This is a genomic window from Rhodoferax sp. BLA1 (assembly GCF_013416775.1).
Taxonomy (GTDB): Bacteria; Pseudomonadota; Gammaproteobacteria; order Burkholderiales; family Burkholderiaceae_C; genus Rhodoferax.
The window spans coordinates 548,035-567,784 of record NZ_SZVI01000001.1; the positions used below are offsets into that span (position 1 = coordinate 548,035).

Sequence of the window (19,750 nt, forward strand, 5' to 3'; positions counted from 1 at the left end):
ATCTCACGCCTCGGCGAAAGAGGCGAATCCGTTGTCGTTGAGCAAGCGCCACATGCGAGCGATCTTCTCTGCACTCACCGCATAGGGCGCGCCATCTGGAACCACCGGCGACGGCTCAAAGGTCTTCACAGTGGACTTGGCAGCGGCCTCCGCCGCGGCCAGAGCGTTATCGCCCCGAGCAACCGTGTCGGACACGCAAAGGAACCAGAGCTTTTTGAGCAGCGGGCCAAGCTTGGCTCGCGAACCATGAAGCTTCGGCAAAAATTTCTGGGCGACCAAACAATCGAAAGCCTTGGCGAACCACGCCAGATCGGAGTCGGCGTGTCCTCCGAGCAGCTTGTAAAAGTGTATAAACCGAGCAGCCTCATGCGCCACCCTGTAGCCAAACTCGGCACCGTTGCCGCTAAGCGCCTTGAAGAACAACAGCATTTCCGCCTCGTATTGGCTTTTGAGCGGATCGGCGAATTGGGGAACTTGGCCACCAGCTTGCGCCACAAAGGCAGGGCCGAACGCCGCACCCTTACCAGCGATTTTCAACAAGTCAGGTTTGCTCGGATTTCCTAGGAAAATAGCGAGCTCTTCGGCATCCATGCGGAACTCGATCACGCTTGCCCTGTCGAGAACCTTTGGCGAAAACATGTAGGTCGTTTCGTCGACATTGACCGTGCCTATGATGAACAGATTCTTGGGCAGGCCAATCTCATTGGGGACCACTACGCCATCAGACTTGCGCTCGGCGTCCCTGTGCAAGTTGATCTTCTCGTCGGACTCTATGACGGAGAGCACATCGGCGAAGTAGCGTTCCACATGCGAGAGGTTCATCTCGTCCAATATCAGGATATGTGGGACCGAAGGATTTGCCTTGGCTTGAAGCATCAGGTCCAAGGCTGGCTTGGACACGTAACTCTTGACATCCAACCCGTTGGCGTATCCGAGGATGTTTTCATTTCCGGTCCAATCGGCGCCGACCGGGACGACTTCGTAACATTTATCCCCGCCTTTTTTGACGCGAGCCTTGATTAACGCGAGTGCAGCCAATTTCAGGAACGGGCGGAAGCGATGCAAATATGGGCTGAACAGGCTCGTTTTTTCGATCTCATTCGATATCGTCAAGATCGGCACATCTTCTGCATTTTTGTTGGCTTCGAACCAATTGGCCCACTCTTCGATGATTTCACGCGGCACCATGTTTTTTATGGTTCGCTTGCCACCCTCACCCTCACCCGCATCCGCATCCGCATCCTTTTCGCTTTTTTCATCATCTGCGTCGCCATCGGCCTCATCGGCCTTCGCCTCGCTGGCTACATGCCCATTCTCATTCCAAAATTCAACGCCCACCGAATCGGACTTCTTGACCACATACTTCACGCGATCAGATTCGAAAATTGTTCCGGGGACAAATGGATCAGCGATCGACGCCGATGGCGTCAGCCATGTCGCGAATGCTTGCGCAAGCTTAGTCTTTCCCGATCCAGCAAGTCCCGAGGCGATCAAAAACCGCTTAGACAGAAGGCTGGCCAAAAAGCGATGGGCTTCGGCCGGATCGATGCGCAGTTCGGCGACATCAGCGTCGGCTTTAAATTGCTTGACGATGTTGGCGAAATCGACGGGGCCAGAGCTGCTTGACGGGCTAGAAGGCGCGGGAGCGGAGCTTTCCCCTTTGGGATCAGGCGGCTCATAGGCGAACAAGTTCTCCAATTCAGGATAGGCCGCGACCGTCTCCGCTCGGAACGTTGGGTGAATCGCGTTCAAGCCATAAACGAGCGCCATGACGTTTTGATTGGGCTCGGTTCTCTTGATCATCTGCACCGTTTGATTTGCATGGGTGTCCACGCCAAGGACCGGCACGTCCGAGCACCAGTAGTAGGCCACCGGGGCAATGCCAAGCAAATCCTTCTGGTTCACCGACTGCGGCAAGATGACTTTGATCTCGACGCCCACCACCCACTGATCCGCGTAATTGGGGCCACCGCTCTTTTTTGTGACGGTGCCAAGAGCCCGGAGTCCACGCGTCCAGTCGATGGCTCCGCCCTTGTTGTTGTCAGAGCCAAGGCAAATGAACGCGAAGTCGCCAAGGGCAAGCTCCGAAGGAACCTGGGTGCAGCTCACGTCGATCAACACGGGAGGCGTCGGCGACTTCTTCCACGCGTCTATCTTCTTGATGTCTGCGACGCTGTCTTTGCCCAGTCTGATGATCGCAAAATTTCCCATGGCCACGCTCCCTATCTTATTCTGATTTGATTGATCAGTCCCCATGAGTGTCGCCTAGATTTCATGGGGCCTTTTTCGCCAACCGCTGCAATGCGGCTTCCAAGGGCTGGAACAATGTCCGATCCTGGCTGTTCACCCTGCGCAGGATTCCAGTCGCCGCGTTCGGGCTCAGGAAATAACGCGCAGAAGGCTTGACCTTGTCGAGCGAATCGACCACCCGCGAGTGCACCGGCTTCTTGGGCGCGGGAGACACTGGCGACATGTGGCACAAGCCATCGAACATCACTCCGCCGTTGTTCCACTTGATCTTCGGCGCGTTGTCGCGGTCCACGAAAGTCTCGATCTGAACTGTGGTGGCCTTGGCGGAAGCAAAGTCTGGCACGCGGCTCTTGGCGTAATCGATCACCGCGTCGGCAGGCTCCGCCCCTTTGGCCTTCGGTACGGCGACTTTGAGCTCCGCCCGAATGCGCTTGGCGACCCACTCCACAACCGGAACCGAGACGGCGTTGCCAATTGCGTGATAGCGCATGGTGTCGATAGCGTCATCGCTCAAATGAAAATCTTCGTGCGGGAAGGTCCATCCCTCAGGGAAGCCTTGAAGCTTCTCGCATTCTGTGGGCGTCAACCGACGAACCTCGTCGTGATACGAGATATAGGAGCGACTCCAATCGGTGCCTGTGTGGCGCCCCGACGTCGCTGCAAGGCAAAACGCCACTTCGGGAACATGAGCGCCGGTTTCTTCGCATACGGTTGGGCGCAAGAAGCCCAAACGAGCGCTTTCGGGCAAAGCCGTGTGGCCCGCCTCATAGAGAACGTTCAACGCGTTTATGGCCGAGCCCTTCCACGCGCAGATATAGACCCGCGGCCTCGACTGGGGAGCTCCGAAGTAGCGGGTGTTGAATATGCGCCAAGCCACGCCGTATCCAAGCATCTGGAAGGTTTGCAAGATGACGGCGAAGTCGCGGCCATCGTGCGAGTTCAGCAAGCCCGACACGTTCTCCATGAGAACCACGGGCGGCAATTTTTGCTTGACCAGCTCAGCGAAGGGATAAAACAGGCCCGTGTTCTTGCCGCTCAAACCATCGCGCCCCAGCCAGCCGCGGGCGACCGACACGTCCTGGCATGGAAAACCACCGCACCAGACCTCCGCATCGGGAATCTCCTCGGCCTTTAACTCCAAGATGTTCGGGACACATGGGACAGCGGGCCAGTGGCGGCGCAGGACGCTAGTGCAAAAACTGTTGATCTCGCAATGAAACGAAGTCGATATCCCCGCCCGATCAAACCCTAGATCGAAGCCCCCGATCCCCGCGAAGAAGGAATTCACCCTTGGCTTTTTCGAACTTGTCTTTGGCGCCTCGCCCTTGATATGTTGAGCCGCTTTCGCTTTTTTGGTTGCCATCAGAAATTGAAAAAAATGCCTTAAACATAGCCACGAGGACTCTCAAGGCCAAACGTTGCCTCTCACCGCTCACGCCACGGGAACCCTCGCACGATCGAATCCGCACATGCGTAGACGCCCCATTGTCCGCTATGGACAACGACTCGATGCAGAGGAGATCGTAGTGAACCGCCGTCCAATATAACTGGTTTAATTTACACACTGTTTGTTTGAACAGTATAAGCGTAAGCGAGTCGTGGCCTTCAAGCGACGTTCCCTCTCAAAACCTCCCATGGCCCGCAATTTCCCATGCGCGCATGGGAGCACAATTCAGAAAAAAGGGGGGGTTTGTGACGATTCTTCAAGAAATACACAAATGGTCGAAGGCGCAGCCTGCTTGGCAACAAGACGCGATCCGGCGGCTTTATGTCGATCGGACGCTTTCCGGGCCTGACATAGACGACCTCTATGCCTTGGCCAAGTCCGAACATGGCATCGAGGACCCAAATGAACGCATGCCAGCGGCGCTTGCCGATACCGATCTGGCTCCGCCGCCCGTCCCCGACCGACTCGTCCAGATCTCCGCCATCAAAAATCTGGTGAACGTGAACGCATTGGCTGAGGGCCAGAGCCTTCCAATCAGCCTGACGGGCCTCACCGTCATCTATGGAGAAAACGGCACGGGAAAATCAGGATACAGCCGGGTGCTCAAAAAAGCGTGCCGGGCGCGCAATCAAGCAGAAGCGATACTGCCCAACGCACGAAAAGAGACTGGCAAGTTCGGCCCGCCGGAAGCTGAATTCGTCGTCCACGTCAACGGAACGGAATTGCCTTTGGCGTGGAAAGGCGGACACGCTTCGCCGGAGGAACTGTCCGAAATCGCTATATTCGACTCGCACTGCGCTCGAGCCTACGTGGACAACGAGGGAGACTTCGCCTATGTCCCCTATGGGCTAGACCTTCTCGAAGGGCTTGCCAAGGCATGCACCACCATTAAAGGGTTGGCCCTTCATGAAATCGCAGCCAACAAGCCCAACTTAGAGCCGTTCGCTTCAATTGCGAAGACCGCCACAAAAGTCGGGAAGTTGCTTTTTGGACTTTCAGCAAAGACCAAAATCTCCGATGTCGATGCGCTCGCCACGCTGTCCGAAGGAGATTTGGCACGGTTGGCCGTCCTCAACAAGACCCTCGCCGAAGCCGATCCAAAGCAAAAGGCGCAAGTTTTGCGGCTTCGCTCCACCCGCTTCACTGGACTGGCCACACGGGTTGGCGCCGCGGCTTCGAAGGTCGACGACGCCAAGATCAACGCGTTACACGCATTGGTAAACAAATCCAACGCAGCCAAAGCGGTCGCCCAGCTCGCGTCCAAGCAATTCAAAGAAAAACCAGGCCAATTGGCCGGAACTGGCGATCAGCTTTGGAAAGATCTCTTTGAAGCTGCCCGCGAATTTGCGACTGTTTCGCATGCGGGGCATATCTTTCCGCATCTACCGCCCGATTCAACTTGCCCACTTTGCCAAAACTCGTTGGGGAACGATGGCGTAGCTCGACTTATTGCATTCGACACATTCATTCAACAGGCTGCGGAGACCGCCGCCAAGGCCGCTAAGAAGACAGCCGCAGACGCTTATAGGGAGCTCGAAACGGCCACCCTTGATCTCCTTATCGATGAAGCCTTGGCCAACGAAATCATCGATGCGTTTCCCGAAGATCTGACCGCGTGCTCCGGATTTCAAAATGCAATGCTGGATCGCCGGAACGCCGCCTTGAAGGCCTGCGGCGCCACCTCGACATGGGAATCCATCTCGCCATTGCCGACAAACCCGAGCACCTTGCTGACAGCCAAAGCGACGGCGCTGCTCGCAGAGGCCAAAACGCTCGAAGCCTCCATGGACGAAAAAGCCAAGGCGGCGATGGTTTTAGAGCAGGCCGAACTTGAAGCTCGGACCAAACTTTCCGATTTAAAAACGACTGTCATGGACGCCATTGGCAAGCTGGCTCTGACCGCAAAACTGCAAGCCTGCGTCAACGGTCTTTCAACCACTGGAATCTCTCGAAAGTCGACGGACCTCTCCAAAGACCTCGCGACACAAGAAGTCGCGGACGCCCTCAACGATGAATTGAAGGTTCTCAACGTCCATGAGCTTCAAGCCGTCATGAAACCGGTGTCGGTTGGTGGCCGGACCCAATTCAAACTCGCGTTGCAGCTTCCCGGCGGCGGAGCCCCCTCAGCCATTCTCAGCGAAGGCGAACAGCGGGCCATCGCGATCGCATCGTTCCTAGCGGAGGTGAAGCTTGGAAAAGGACTCGGAGGCGTCGTTTTTGATGATCCAGTTTCATCCTTGGACCACCGCCGGCGCGCCCATGTTGCCAGTCGACTGGTTGAAGAATCCAAGCAGCGGCAGGTCATCGTGTTTACGCACGACATCTATTTCCTTTGCATCATCCAGCAAGAGGCTGACCTTTCTGGCTCGCCCGCCACAACCCAGTGCATTGGCAAGGGAACCGCCGGATTTGGTGTTCAAGCCGACAGGCTACCCTTCGACACGCTCAGCACCTCAAAGCGCGTGAAAGCGCTTCGCCAACTTTGCGACAACGTCGCAATAATTCACAAGACCGGCGACGAAGCCGAGACCACGCGCCTCACCCGCGAGGCCTACGCACATTTGCGCATGGCTTGGGAGCGCGGGGTTGAAGAGGTCCTTCTTCAAGGGGCCGTCACACGATTCATCGAAGGTGTGTCTACCCAAAAGCTCAAATATGTGATCGTTGAGGATAGCGACTATCAAGCCATCAACGCGGGCATGACCAAGAGCTCGAAGTATTCGGGACACGATCCCGCGACACCGGCCCAGTTAGCCACACCACACTACGACGACCTACGCGCCGACATCGATAAGCTGGAAAGTTGGCGAGCTGCGGTGGAGGCGAGAAAATCGACTGTCGAGGCACGCCGCAAGTAATGGTCTCAACCGAAAGTTAGCATGCCACGTGACGAAGAACCTTGCTGACCCTTGAGACGATCACAGATCAACTCGACAGTGTTTTCTTCTACCGCCCAGACTCCTAGGAGCTGTCATATGAACTGATGCCTGCGTGTGGGTACTTTCTGAGGTCATCTTTCATATCTACAAGCGCATTTTCTTTGCCTTCCTACAATCCGCTTCCGATCAGAACAAAAACCTGATGCACGGGCAACCGCGAACCAGATCGTCTTCTATTGATCCATCCGGTGTCCTACCCCGTTTGACGTTGTTTCTCTCTTTCTCCAAGGACCTGCTCTCCATGCCAATCTCTACTTCCACCCTCACTGCTCTGCAAAAGGCCGGTACCGCCATCTTCCATGCCGACGAAAAGTTGAAAAGTGAAGTCGCTGCCTACGCCCAACGCGCCAACGCCGCCGTCCTCAACACCCCCTACAGCCTGGGCAACGCTGCCCTGATCGAGAGCTGGCAAGTGGTTGCCCGTCTATCCAAGAAGCTGTCGGGCATCGAAGAGGAACTGCGCGAGCTCTATCGCATTGCCGGTGAACTGACCGAAGAAGACCTGCCCATCGTGCGCGAAACCCGCGCCCTGAGCGCACCGACCAGCGTACCAACCAGCACAGGCACCAAGAAGGCGGCCAAGAAGACTGTCTCCAAAGCCGTCGACCTCAGCGCCACCACCGTCAAGGTGAAAAAAACGACCCAAAAACAGACGGCCAAGGCAACCAAGGCGCCAACGGTTGTACCCACCACCAAAGCAGCTACACCGCTTGCCAAAGGCAAGAAGTCCGCAGCCAAGGCCCCAACAGGCAAACCGACCAGCAAAGCGTCTGTGACCCAGCCCGCAACCAAAGCCATTGCCAAGGGCGCCAAGGTCACGGCCGGTACCACAGCAGTTGCCCCCCAGGAGCTCCAAGGCAACCCCGCCAAGCTCCTGGCCTATCTGTTGAAGATTCTCAACACCGACAAGTTTGAGCACATCAACCAGACAGCGATTTCCAAAGACACCAACATTCCCGTGGGCTCCATGACTGCGGCGCTGGCTCGCCTCACCAAGGTAGGCCGACTGGTGGCCGGTCCTCAGGGCAGCTACAAGCTGGTCAAGGTGGCGGTCAAGGCAACCAAGAAGAGCCCGGCACCGGCAAAAAAACCGGCAGCAGCTCCTGAAAAGACCCCGGTACAGGCAACAACCCCTGCACCAACTGCGACAACAGCAGCTGCACCTGCACCGACACCAGCCCAGCCCGAAGTCCAGGCAGTAGCGACGCCTGAGGCACAGGCCTAAGCTGGACGATCTCTCAGGCGTATGAAGCTGCTTGCCCGTCTTCTGGGTTTAGGCTTGTGCCTGAGTCTGTGGCTCGGTGCCTCCCAGGTCCAGGCCTGGGGCGTACAAGGCCATCATGTCATTGCCAATCTGGCCTGGGATCAGCTGACACCACAGGCCAAGGCAGAAGTGTCCCGGCTACTGGCACTGGAGCCCGGAGAAACACTGGCCTCCATCTCCACCTGGGCTGATGAGCACCGCAGTCCCAGTACGGCACGCTGGCACTATGTGAACTTCCCCAGGGAGTCCTGTGTGTACCAGCGTGAGCGCGATTGTCCCGATGGCCAATGTGTGGTGGAAGCCATCGAGAGGCAAACCGAGGTACTGGCTTCAAAAGCTACCGATGACAAGCGCCTGCTGGCTCTCAAGTACCTGGTTCACTTTGTCGGAGATGTGCACCAGCCCTTGCATGCCGGGTATGGTGATGACCGGGGTGGCAACAGCTACCAGCTACAGGCATTCGGAAAGGGCAGCAACCTGCATGCGCTATGGGACAGTGGTCTGATCAAGATGGTGCAGGAAGACACGGACACGCTGAGCCAGCGTCTGCTGGTCAGGACCCCAAAAGGTACGACAGCACCCTGGAGCGCTGCCCAGGCAGCCCAGGCGTCCTGCCGGATTGTGGCCAGTGAGGGTTTTTATCCGGGTCGGTTTGTGGAGCAGGACTACGTTCAGGCATTCACACCGGTGATGGAGAACCAGTTGGTGACGGCTGGTGCAAGGTTAGCGGAGTTGCTCAATCGAGTGCTGCGTTAGTAGTTGATTGGCGGGTCTGGGACGGTGCTGGATCCAAGTTCAGTCAAAGCCAATGGTCGCGTCACTTTCTCATACAGAAAAATCGCCGGTGGCAACGCGGTACTGCGGTGATCAATGGCAAGGTTTCTGAGTGGCTCGGGTTAGCTGACAGATTTTGCACACTCAAGCGCATAGCGCTGTATCGCCAGGGGATCGCTGTCAATACGACTGCTTTTTGGGTGGCGCTGCATAAACCACCCAACCAAATCGTTGATGGATTTCTCGCTCACATAGACTTGACGCTCCAGGTCAGGGCGGCCCACGCTGGGCGGCAATGCCTCATCCCAAGACTCAAACGCACTTGGAGCTGGGGCAATGAAACAACCACCATGGGTGGCAGATTGAATGAGCACCCAGCATTGGCCCTCACCTACACCATACGCAAAAAGCGAGGAAGGCTCTTTCTTCAGACTCGCCCATGATGGCGTGGGAGTTACTTCCAGATGCGTCTGCTGGGGCTCCAATGGTTCTGTGTAGGCTGGTTGCATAGCGCGAGTGGATGGATTTCGTAGCTCAAACAGGGCTTTTAGCGACCTCAGTTTCTCAACCATCGCCTGTTGTCTGGCGGCCTCTTGCGCTTGGTCCTGAAGGCGTTTTTCTTCTGCCAATTCCATGGCCTTGCGGCGCTCGGCCTCAAACTGCTCCAGCAACGCTCGTGTGTTGTTGACCAACAGCTCACGTTCTGCTTCGGTAAGCACCCTTCCGCCGCCTCCCTGCCCATGGACACCAGACGTCTGGACAGCACCATACCGCTTTGCAAAGCAGTCCGATCCCAAGACAAGCAGTTGACCACCCTCTTCGACAACATGAATCCGAGCATAGACACCGTGCCCGCAGTGCGGTTGTTGACAGCGAACGCGGTGTGCTTGATCGACAGCCACAATGGCGAGCAATCTATGCGACTGATCCGTCATCCAACATCTCCAGCTACGAGGATTGAGCAAGTTTTGCGAACTAGGGTATGCAGATCATGCAGTGCCAAAGACACTGCATGGGCAGTGACATTTTGCATCTGAGTCATGGTTGAGCCAACGGTGCAGCGGCCAATTTCATCCGCGCCGAAGAAACACCGCAGCGGCTGAGTTAACCCTTACAAGCTCCGTTCTGCTGGAGAACAAGGGGGCAAAAGGCGGATTGCTACGTCCCACGACTTCGACGTTTGTTCAGTTCATTCAGCCGGTCGTCGCAGCCCGGCAATGGTCTGGGCACCCTACTCAGCGCGAATGAGGGGAGGCTATTGCAATTTCTATCTTCTGTTGCTCAACAGCCGAACTCTTCGCGGGCGAGGTGTCACCAAAGGTCGACGAGAGACTCGCATCTTGTTCGTCTTCTCCTTTGCAACCTCCTCAGAAACAGGCCGCGTTGCGACCCAGAGGCCAAAAACACTAATGAGACCAGCAACGATGCTCAAAACAAGAATGTCCATGTCGTGCCCTTTGCCTGTTGCGCCCGGTTGGGGTTGCGCAGCGCAACCCTTTCTGAGGCGAATCAATCAACTCATTTCTGCGAAAGTGACTCAGAATCACCACTCAAGTCTACCAATCTCACTGTTGAGAAAAGCCACGTTGGGCTTAGACTTACGAACAAAATAGCGCGGCGTCAATGAATATGACCTTAACCCGTGATTTCAAGGCAACCGATGTTGAGCGTGTTGAGCATGATCCCACGTTTGCAAAGGCTCTCCTCGACGAAGCCGCAACGCTTTTTCTCAGTGGTGAGCCCGAAGTAGCCCGCCTGATCCTCCGGGATTTGGTGAAGCCAGAAGCGAAGAAGTACCACCTCAAACACGACGAATAGAGGATCGCCAAAGTAGTTTCCGTAAATAGCTGGCTACACAAAATGTCAAACGAATTGCTGATTGCTTTTGGTATCTTTACCTTTGTTCTGTGCGGAATTGGGCTTTACGTCAACACGCACAGGTTAGAGGATGTGAGCCCCAACTCGAAGCCCAAGAGCGATGCTGATAACGCTGAATGAGTCACATCCTGGAGACTGACTGATGTTCGATTACTTGCTGCTTTTCATTGTTAGCTGCATCATCTTTGGTGGTGGCCTCTATCTGATTTCTGAGGCGAAAAAGTACCGAATCAAACGTGATAGCGGTTCGAATGAGCCACAGCATGTGCAATGTGACGCTGAATAGCCGAAGTCTGGCGACCACCCAAGAGATGAGTCAACAGATGGCCGAGGCAATTGAAGTTGGCACTGCCAATGTGTATGCAGATCTGGGCTATGTCGACCCAGAAGCTATGCAACGCTAATCTTCACTGGTAGGGAATGCCACTGTTGGCACCAATGCACTCATTTACTTCCTGGGTTTGAACCCGAATCTCCAGGCAGACGCTCACGGTGCATGATGGCGAACACCGCCAATCCGACACCGCCAATGGCTATCAGTGCAAATGCGATGACAAGTCCTGCAGCAGTGGTCATGGCTTCAATGTTAGCCCAACACTTTGACAACGTGTGCAATGGCCAATCAGAGTCATTTTGGCCGTCACCACCGATTCAGCACCAGCCATCCAGGTGGCTTTCAGTGATTGGGAATAGTGACGCCAAACTTCGACAGCCACAGCTGTGCTGACGTCATGGCCCAATTCCAGCAGCGCTTTCTGGACGTTGATTGCGGCTTGGGAATCCCATTCATCCGAGTTCGGAACCCCACTCGCTTGTTGCGTTGATATGGAGACAAGTTCGTCCAAGTTGGCCTGCCTCCTTTGATGGTCTTCCTGCTCCAGTCGTTCGTAATCCGGACTTCCAAATTCACGGCCAATTGGCACCATATCGAGCCAAGCTCGTTCCTCCTCGGAACGCCAGATAAAGCGCATGGAATGAAATCGGCCATGCAGAAGATGGCCTATCTGACGTTTACGCTTCCAACTTTTCACATGCGACTCCGGTCCAGGCTTGGGATTGATTGAACAGCCTCGAACGAGGCATGCTGCAGATGAACTGTTTCAAGAACTCGTCAGAGCGAAGTGGCCCTTGCAAGTTTTCATCCGTTCGACACGTTGCTGTTGTCGAATAGAGTTTGAAGACATCCGGGCGACTTGTAAAGCCCGGTTTGAACCACAGCGTACCGGATTCGCCCCTTAAGCCTGTCACACCCCATATCAATCCTCGCGTAGGTCTATTTCCAGTTCCACTTCTAGACTCCTGGCTCGATCATAGGTCTGCGGGTTGTACATGGCATAGAGCTCTGGGAACAGGCCCCCCAAACCACTGCGCATATTGGTTGGCCTGATTCCCTGTCTTGTGTTTGCCAAAGCGCACATCCGGGTACAGTCGGTCATGCCGACATAAGCAAAGGGTTTGCCATCCTGATAGTCTGGGTTTGGCCGCATGAACCGGGCGTTGTCCAACACCTCCATGGACAACTCGATCACATAGACGTGATAGTGCTTGCCACGCGCCATGTTGAATTTGTCGCCCCGCCTATTCCGACCCAGCTGCTTCAGTCCAGCAATGAAGCCTGCGCAGGCCGCTCAGCAGACGCCACCAACTGCCCGGCATAGACCCGCATGAAGTCCATGCTGTCCTGCGGCCTGGCCTGTAGCCAGGCGTCATAACTGTCGGGCGGCAAGATTACCACCATGCGTTTTTCGTCCACCGGCTTGTGAAACTGGCACATCAGTTCATGGCTGTCAGCGTTGACGGTCAGCATGGTGAAGCTGTGAACCAGCCCCTTCAGTGACTTCCAGGCTGACCACAGACCCGCAATGCCTAGCGGGTCACCGTTCTCACTGCTGATGCGGGTCGGCACGGCCTTGCCACTGCGCCAATCGGGCTCGAAGAAAGCATCCACCGGGATGATGCAGTGCTGGGCATTCTTCCAGGCATCTCGAAAGCTCGGCTTTAAGGCCACAGTCTCACTGCAGGCGTTGTAGGTCTTGCGTCCAATCAGGGTATCGGTAGCCCAGTGGGGGATCAGACCAAACTGACCAGACACTGCTTCACGCTGGGGAACGGCATCATCACCAACATCCGCTTCTCTGGGGCGCCTGATGAACGATGCGGCGTAACCCGGCCAGACATCGAACTTGCCTGGCTCAGCAGGCGGTGCCACGCCAAAATGGCGGCGGTACCGGTCCTGCTCCTTCATGGCTTGGTAGTGGCTACACACGGCGATCACCTACCCCCGTACCGGCTCACCGATGGCATAAAACTGCCCCCCTGCGACATGGTGAAGGGTGCGTAAGTCATCCGATGCCGATTCAAACTGCCAGTGACCGTCACGAAAGACACGCTCATCAGCCCAGGCACCAACCACTTCACCGATGAACAGGTCATAGGTCTGCTCGTTGTGGGGTTCGGGAACCCGTTTGCAGATCAACCAGCCCACACAACCTGCAACCAGGGGAACGGTGCTGCCGGGTGCATTGAACAATTGGACTCCGTGTTTGGTCAGCTTGTCCGGCACCTCCCGGGCGCTGTCAGTGCCCACACCCACGGTCAGTGTTACCAGCGCCTTGGGTGGCAGCTGCAGGGCGAACTCACCGCTGGCCATGAGCAGTTCACGCGTGTAGGTTGCCTTGTCCAGCACCACTGTGACTTTGGGTGACTGACCAAAGTCGAGCACACAGGCCCAAGCTGCAGCCATCACATTGGCCACACCGTCATGAGCAGCAGACACCAGTACGGTTGGCCCATGGTTGAGCAGGCGATAAGACTTCTCTAAAGGGACGGCTGTGAAGTGTTCTGGTGTCATGGCTGGGTTCAATGTGTCGGTGTTGCGGACATCGTAGCGCAGACCTTGTCCCCAATATGTGGGCCCAACCCTGTGGACAAAATAAGGGACAAGTCGGCAAACCCACACCGGCTGTGGCCTGGCGAGGTGTGCTCAAAGATTGGGCACAGTGGCTGGTCGGGTATTGTTTGGACACAGGGTAGCGGCATATACTGTACAAATGAACAGTTATATCTCAACCCAGCAGCCGGTGCCCATCTCCGAGGTACCGCTGCAGGTGTTGCTTCTCAAAAACCAGGTTTGTGCGGGTTTTCCGTCCCCCGCAGAAGACCTCGGTGCCCAGCGCATTGACCTGACCCAGGTCCTGATCACCCATCCACAAGCCACTTACTTCCTGCGTGCCAGCGGGCACTCCATGACCGGTGCCGGTATCACTACCGAGTCATTGAGCGGGTGACCCCATTGAAGACCCCATCGGGGGCAACGGATGTGTATCGCGCAATTTATGAGGTGCACTATGAGTCAGACGGACGCCCGGTAGCTTACAGCGAGCATCCGGCGACCATCGGGTGGGACCCGTCCGATGGCGATGATGCCCCGTTGGCGATCCTTGACCGCATGCGTGAGGCATTGACCAAGCCAGTATTGACCGAGCAAGACTTTCAGTCGCGTGACGCAGGCATCGAAGCCGTGGAGTTGGCCAATGTAGGGATGAAGTCTTTCGAGGCTGAAATTCTGGAATCACTCAATGACTTGAAAAACCATCCGGAATCTGTCACACCTTACAAGTTTGGGTAACGATCCCTCGACTTTGAGTCCTTGCCTGGCAACGTCCAATCCATGCCGATGCGTTCATTCATCCGCACATAAATCGCATTGGCGGGAATGATGCAGCACTGGTTTCGCTTGTAGGCATCGCTGAAACTGGGCTTGATCGCAGCGGTCTCTGAGCGGCAATTGAAAGTGCTCTTGGTGATTTTGATATCCGTTGACAAGTGTGGCACCAGACCAAAGAGCCCAACCATGGCTTCAGAAGGTGGCACAGCCTCATCGCCCACATCAGCATGGGGATGGCGGCGAATGAAGGGCCCCATGTAACCCGGCCAAAGATCCAGCTTGCCACCTTCAGGGGGCGGGGTCACACCGTAGATTGGCCGTGAACTCAAGGATCGAGGCCTGTTCATGCGACTGAGAAGCAGCAAATGTCATCTTGAACTTCCTGGGTTTGAACCCGAATCCTCAGGCAGCCGCTCACGGTGCATGATGGCAAACGCCGCCAGTCCGACACCGCCAAAGGCTATCAGTGCAAATGCGATAACAAGTCCGGCAGCAGTACTCATGGCTTCAACATTAGCCCAACACTTGGCCGACAAATAAACTTCCTTAACGTTTTGATCTAGCCCGCATCAGCGCGTGCTTGGACCTCTTGGCTCGGCCAACAGTTGCCTTCAAGACTTCTTGGTTTCGTTGAAACTTTTTCGCTTCATGAAGGGCGAAAAACCCAAAGGCAATCGAAACCGTGGCGAATATTGCAGCCAGTATGTAATCATTCATGATGCCGCGCTCTGAGTTTAGTCACAGGCATTGTGGCACCGCCCCAACTGGATGCTTCAAATGTCAGCCCGAATTTGACCGTTTAACCCGACTAACAACGTTCATCGAGGTGAAACTCGAGCGCCAGGAAACTGCCCGTCAATTGACCACATTGCATTCACTTTGTTGATATTGGCAATGCCTCTGCCTAAGACAGTTCAGCAGCGGGAGCTGACTTAAAGATTTGTGATCTGACTGCTCCATAGCAGACGTTGGCATCCAAGAAATGACTGGCGGCTATATAGCAAGCACTTCGTTAAAGTGGGCACCCGCCATCGACCAGTTGCAGTCTTTGGCCAATGACAGCAATCAGAAAAGAGAATGAAAAGATTTAGTGGCCAAAACGGCCATTCCGTTGGATTCAAATCCAAGGCCAAACGCTACTCAGTCCCAAGGGGAGGTTGCGGGAACTACCCAAAAATAGCAACGTTCTGTCGGGCAACAAGTACGGGGTTACCGTCTGAATTCCAAATCACCGTGCTTTGCGCTGAGTACCCCTCTTGCGAGGTGTCCGCCTTTGCTTGGACAAGCCACCAACCATCACCTGTGGAGGGCTGTGCTTCAAGCATATCGATGGACCAAGTCATGGTGCTGATAGGGTGCAGTACTTCCGACATGACCATCGAGGCAGGTGGTAATGCATCGGCTAGTGCCATTAGGCGTACCAAGCTTGATTCGTCACCACGATCATGGTGACGTAGCCATACTGTCATTTCCGGCGGCATTCCCGGAGTTCCTGGCATAGCGCCCTCTGCAAGGCGCCCTTCAAAGTGATTCATAAAGTTGGGGCGACTTGGCCATTCATAGTAGCTTGGACAGACATCAGGACCTTTGAGCATTGGCATCACGAAGAATTGATAGTCATGTGCTGACTTTCGCCCGACACCAAAACACATGGTTGCTCTGACCGCCAGTCCACCTTCGCCTGTAAGGTCCACGCCCACAACGACTGTTGACTTTCCTTTGCGAAGTATTGATGGGCTTATCATGAGCTGCCCTGTTGCTGGACCAATGAAGCAGAACTGCGCAGAGCGAAGCGGTGGAAGGTCTGGAGCGGCTCGATACGTTGCTTCAAGACAAAGCGCTGCGGACAGCCCGCCATAAGCTGTGCGACCCTGCAGCCAATCTGAGGGCAGGTTAATGATCTGGTGATCACCTTCTTTCTGCATGGCTGCAGTCAGACTTGAAAATGGTGTCAGTTCCATAGATGCCTCTTTTCTTCTGTGTTTAACGGGGGGAATCCTCGTACGTATCCTGATTATTTGACAGCAATCGAATTTCAAATCACGCCCGAAGGCGCTTGGTTCTGAAAGTTCCCCAAGAGCTCTTCATCAGGCTCTTGACAAAGGCCATCAATCCGCTTTCATTAGGTTTGGGTGCTCATAAGCGGCCATTCGTTGAGCTAATTTCTTCAAAGCCGTCATCCACCACGAAATATCAGAAAGTCGGCACAGTCCGCTCCTGTGCAGCGATTGCAGTCGATGCCGCACCGTGTTGCTCCACCTGTCACGTAGCATTCAACTTGAAAATTGCTGCCGGAACGTATTTGTGAAAAGGTGTCTTCGAAAACTGCTCGCAATGACTCGTTGACGTCAATTGATTGACGGGAGGGCCAATCGGTTTGCTGTCTTGAAAGCTGGCACCATAGCCGTGCGGCAAGGTCACCACCCCGGGACGAACAGTCTCGTCAATTTCGACCGTCACATTGATTGATCCGCGCTCGGTTTGGCACTGAGCAGCGTCTCCAGTTGCCAGGAATAGCACTCTTGCATCGTCCGGATGAATGCGTAACGCTCCTGCGTGGTCGACCTTTCGCCACGCTGGATCACGAAATATCTGATTGGCGTTGTAGGTGCGCCGTTCACCCGCCATCAAAATGAAGGGAAATTCCGTTGCAAGCGGCGCTTCCGTCGCAACGACACGGATTTCATCCAACATTTCGGGCACATGCAAATACACCCGGCGATCCGAGGTCTTGAGCAGCGACCACATCTCAGAGTGTTCATGCTCGCTGAGTACAGTGCCCGACTCCCCCTCAAGAATGGCACGAAACAAGTTGGACCCGAGCGTGAGCGAAGTTCCACGGTGCCCGGCACGCCTGACCGCGACTGCGTGCTCCTTGGCGTAACCCATGGCGATCGGTAGCAAGGGTGCCGCCGCTGCCAGTGGCAATGCACTGCCCAGGGTTCGATACATGATCGAAGCGGCATAGGGTGCCCAGCGTTTGTTCCTTGACAGCGTGACACCGAGTGCAGTCATGTAGCCCAGATGCCCAGTAATGTTTGGTTCGCTGCGTGCGATGGCCGCCAGGAACGGAAAATGTGGAGGCAGGATGCCCATCTTTTCAAGCAACCGTGTGTAGATCTCCGGCTCTGGCAGGGATTCCCCGATTGGCGCAATGATTGGCGGGCGCAGGTGAAAGTAGTTTTGTGGAAACTCCAGAGTGAAACCAGTGGCCTCAGTTTTTTCAAACTGGGAAGCCGCCGGCAGGATGTAGTGCGCCAGCCAGGCAGTTTCGGTCATGGCGATGTCCACCACCACCAGCAGGTCCAGTGCTTTGAACGCTGCCTCTTGGGCGGTGCTGTCTGCATAGGTCAACAACGGGTTGGAGCTGTCACAAACAACCGCCCGCACCCGCTGCTCGCCGGCTTTGAGAATCTCGTCAGGCAGGATGTTGGGCGGGTACATCCCGCCAATTGGCATCATCTTGTGAAAGGCAGTGCGCTTTAACGACTTACCGGGTTTTACCTTGGTTTCATCGGTGTTCCCGATCAACGGCAAGAAGGCGGTGTGCAGGTTGTTGCTCCCGGCCTGTCCGAAGTTTCCTGTGATCAGATAGAGCAGCTTTTCCAAATAGGCGTTGAGAGTTGTATGCAGCGTATGCTGGGTGCCCAAATCCACCCGAACACAGCCGCGCTTGGCACTCGCAAAGCCACGTGCAACGCGCTCTACATCAACAAGTGGCACGTCTGCTCGGTCGGCATACTCCGCCACCGGAACCTTTAGTAGTTCGGCCTTGACTTCGTCAAACCCCGTACAGCGAGTGTCAATGAAGGACTGGTCATGCAGATTCTCCCGAACAATGATGGACAGCATGGCCAGCAGTAGAAAGGCATCGGTGCCTGGTCGAAGCTGCAAATGAATATCGGCCTGATCAGCGGTTTCGGTACGGCGTGGGTCAATCACCACCATGGTGCGTGCCGGGTTATTCCTGATGTCCTTCAGAACATCACGGGCATTCACGATGCCATGGGACTGGTACGGATTGGCACCAATGAAGAGGACATAGTCAGCATGTTCAACATCTTCCATAGGGTGGCAGTTCTGGGCACCGAAAAGCCGACCATTCACCCAGAAGTCCCCAGTCTTTTCTTGTGCGAGCGAGCTATAGGCAAAGCGGCTCTTCATGGCGGGGAGCAGTTGGCGGCCATACGCACCGCCCAGATGATTGCCTTGTCCACCGCCGCCGACAAAGGCAAAAGCATCTCCGCCGTAGGTGTCGCGGATCGCATTCAATTGTTGAGCAATGTCTTGCAGCGCCTGATCCCAGGTGACACGCACGAAGCTGCCATCCGCTTGGCGTTTCAGAGGATGGGTCAACCGGTCGGCATGGTTTTGGTAATTGTCCAGACGTGCAGCCTTGTTGCACAGGTAACCCTTGGAACTTGGATGCGCGGTGTCGCCGCGAATCTTCTTGAGACGGCCGTCAACAACATCGACCTCAAGACCACAGTTGCGGGAACACAGGATGCAGGCTGTCTTGGCGGTTGTCATGAGATGTCTTAAATGTTGGAGGGGTGAATCACTTCTATGTCGAGTGGCATAATTTTGGCGAATCATACATCAGCTATGCCGTGTGACATACTCCAAGCATGAATACCGAGACAAGAACCAAAATGATTGCGGGCGCAGCAGAGATGATTGCCCGCCGTGGTGTCAGTGCGACCAGTGTGCGTGAAGTGGTGCGCTATACCGAAACGCCCCGAGGGTCCATTGCCCATCACTTTCCGCTTGGCAAGCAGCAGCTCATTGAAGAGGCCGTGGCCTTTGCCGGGACAGCCATCGCAACACCAATGAACAAAATGCTTCAGGAGGAGGGTTCGGTTGAGGGTGTGCGCCTATTCATAGCGTTTTGGCGCAAACATCTGGAGCGCACCAAATTCGGCTCTGGATGCCCGGTGCTTGCCGTTTGTCTGGAAGAGGCTTCGGATATGCAGGGGGGTGCTTCATGCGAAGGGGACACTGGCGAACAGGTGCGACTCTTGGATATTGCAAATTCAGTCTTTGACGCCTGGCGGTCCATCATCGTGGAAGCGCTGCAGCGCGATGGAGTGTCCGCAAGCCGTGCAGAAAGTCTGGCAACGCTTTGCGTGGCGGCCATTGAAGGAACGGTTGCCTTGTGTCGTGCGTCTCGCAACGTCCAGCCGCTAGACGATGTGGGCGCGGAATTGACGCTTGCCATTTCCGTAGCCGTTGAGTCAGCGAAGATGTCTTGAGTCGCACAGGTCGTGAATTGCCGGTGCTGCAGCGCATAGAAATTGACAGGGAACTTGAGCCGCAACAGGTGTACCGGAAACTGCAGTTGCGACCAGGACAGCTCCCGGCGCGAACGTCTTGGGCGGACTGCAAAATCCAGCGCAGCAGGAAGCTCCAACAATGCTTCGGGTATCCGTGAGCATAGCCGGGTCGGTCATGTTGATCGTCGCGGCAAGCAGTCAGACACCTCGCCCACAAGGACCGGTTTGCCCAACACTGGCTGACCGCTTTGGGCACGA

At 55.5% G+C, this 19,750-nt stretch carries 18 protein-coding genes; 7 read left to right on the forward strand and 11 right to left on the reverse strand.

The genetic code is table 11. The features are described 5' to 3' along the window. Positions 1–3: 3 nt before the first annotated feature. Positions 4–2,211, reverse strand: coding sequence for an McrB family protein (locus FDG13_RS02685; RefSeq protein ID WP_180125242.1), 2,208 nt, complete (start codon positions 2,209–2,211; stop codon positions 4–6). 61 nt (positions 2,212–2,272) lie between these two features. Beyond that, entirely contained in the window at positions 2,273–3,613 is a 1,341-nt protein-coding gene (locus FDG13_RS02690; protein WP_180125243.1) for a DNA cytosine methyltransferase, read from the reverse strand. A gap of 329 nt (positions 3,614–3,942) precedes the next feature. Between FDG13_RS02690 and FDG13_RS02695 the strand changes: the two genes are divergently transcribed. The 3 genes from FDG13_RS02695 (at position 3,943) to FDG13_RS02705 (ending at position 8,656) form a co-directional block, all read left to right on the forward strand. Then, on the forward strand, positions 3,943–6,555 hold the full coding sequence (locus FDG13_RS02695) for an AAA family ATPase (protein WP_180125244.1): 2,613 nt from the start codon (positions 3,943–3,945) through the stop codon (positions 6,553–6,555). Between the two features lie 322 nt (positions 6,556–6,877). Then, complete coding sequence (locus FDG13_RS02700; RefSeq protein WP_180125245.1) at positions 6,878–7,861, forward strand: hypothetical protein; 984 nt, start codon at positions 6,878–6,880, stop codon at positions 7,859–7,861. 21 nt (positions 7,862–7,882) lie between these two features. After that, the gene (locus FDG13_RS02705) at positions 7,883–8,656 is read left to right on the forward strand and encodes a S1/P1 nuclease (protein WP_180125246.1); all 774 of its coding nucleotides are present in this window, start codon (positions 7,883–7,885) and stop codon (positions 8,654–8,656) included. Positions 8,657–8,796: 140 nt separating this feature from the next. On the opposite strand, the gene FDG13_RS02710 is transcribed toward FDG13_RS02705, so the two are convergent. Then, positions 8,797–9,609, reverse strand: coding sequence for a hypothetical protein (locus tag FDG13_RS02710; protein WP_180125247.1), 813 nt, complete (start codon positions 9,607–9,609; stop codon positions 8,797–8,799). Between the two features lie 688 nt (positions 9,610–10,297). Here FDG13_RS02710 and FDG13_RS02715 point away from each other — a divergent pair. Then, complete coding sequence (locus FDG13_RS02715) at positions 10,298–10,492, forward strand: hypothetical protein (protein ID WP_255435035.1); 195 nt, start codon at positions 10,298–10,300, stop codon at positions 10,490–10,492. A gap of 504 nt (positions 10,493–10,996) precedes the next feature. Here FDG13_RS02715 and FDG13_RS20970 read toward each other — a convergent pair. The 5 genes from FDG13_RS20970 to FDG13_RS02735 form a co-directional block, all read right to left on the reverse strand. Then, positions 10,997–11,128 carry a hypothetical protein gene (locus FDG13_RS20970; RefSeq protein ID WP_255435036.1) on the reverse strand — a complete coding sequence of 44 codons (132 nt, stop codon included), beginning with the start codon at positions 11,126–11,128 and terminating at the stop codon, positions 10,997–10,999. Further along, entirely contained in the window at positions 11,125–11,583 is a 459-nt protein-coding gene (locus FDG13_RS02720) for a hypothetical protein (protein ID WP_180125248.1), read from the reverse strand. The genes FDG13_RS20970 and FDG13_RS02720 overlap by 4 nt, the downstream gene beginning before the upstream one ends. 225 nt (positions 11,584–11,808) lie before the next feature. Beyond that, positions 11,809–12,111 carry a hypothetical protein gene (locus FDG13_RS02725; RefSeq protein WP_370528142.1) on the reverse strand — a complete coding sequence of 101 codons (303 nt, stop codon included), beginning with the start codon at positions 12,109–12,111 and terminating at the stop codon, positions 11,809–11,811. A gap of 38 nt (positions 12,112–12,149) precedes the next feature. Beyond that, a complete protein-coding gene (locus FDG13_RS02730) occupies positions 12,150–12,818 on the reverse strand; it encodes an SOS response-associated peptidase family protein (protein ID WP_180125249.1) in 669 nt (222 codons plus the stop codon). 9 nt (positions 12,819–12,827) lie between these two features. Beyond that, positions 12,828–13,403, reverse strand: a complete 576-nt coding sequence (locus FDG13_RS02735; RefSeq protein ID WP_180125250.1) for a flavin reductase family protein — start codon at positions 13,401–13,403, stop codon at positions 12,828–12,830. Positions 13,404–13,602: 199 nt separating this feature from the next. Here FDG13_RS02735 and FDG13_RS02740 point away from each other — a divergent pair, with 199 nt between their 5' ends. After that, entirely contained in the window at positions 13,603–13,839 is a 237-nt protein-coding gene (locus FDG13_RS02740) for a S24 family peptidase (RefSeq protein WP_180125251.1), read from the forward strand. Continuing rightward, complete coding sequence (locus FDG13_RS02745) at positions 13,836–14,180, forward strand: hypothetical protein (RefSeq protein WP_180125252.1); 345 nt, start codon at positions 13,836–13,838, stop codon at positions 14,178–14,180. Before FDG13_RS02740 ends, FDG13_RS02745 begins: the two co-directional genes overlap by 4 nt. Here the strand turns inward: FDG13_RS02745 and FDG13_RS02750 are convergent. From FDG13_RS02750 to FDG13_RS02760, 3 genes are all read right to left on the reverse strand, one after another. Then, on the reverse strand, positions 14,165–14,524 hold the full coding sequence (locus tag FDG13_RS02750) for an SOS response-associated peptidase family protein (RefSeq protein WP_370528143.1): 360 nt from the start codon (positions 14,522–14,524) through the stop codon (positions 14,165–14,167). The genes FDG13_RS02745 and FDG13_RS02750 overlap by 16 nt on opposite strands. Before the next feature lie 861 nt (positions 14,525–15,385). After that, the gene (locus tag FDG13_RS02755; protein WP_180125254.1) at positions 15,386–16,180 is read right to left on the reverse strand and encodes a thioesterase family protein; all 795 of its coding nucleotides are present in this window, start codon (positions 16,178–16,180) and stop codon (positions 15,386–15,388) included. A gap of 301 nt (positions 16,181–16,481) precedes the next feature. After that, positions 16,482–18,749, reverse strand: coding sequence for a molybdopterin-dependent oxidoreductase (locus FDG13_RS02760; RefSeq protein WP_180125255.1), 2,268 nt, complete (start codon positions 18,747–18,749; stop codon positions 16,482–16,484). Positions 18,750–18,847: 98 nt separating this feature from the next. Here FDG13_RS02760 and FDG13_RS02765 point away from each other — a divergent pair, with 98 nt between their 5' ends. After that, entirely contained in the window at positions 18,848–19,471 is a 624-nt protein-coding gene (locus tag FDG13_RS02765) for a TetR/AcrR family transcriptional regulator (RefSeq protein ID WP_180125256.1), read from the forward strand. The last annotated feature ends 279 nt before the right edge of the window (positions 19,472–19,750 follow it).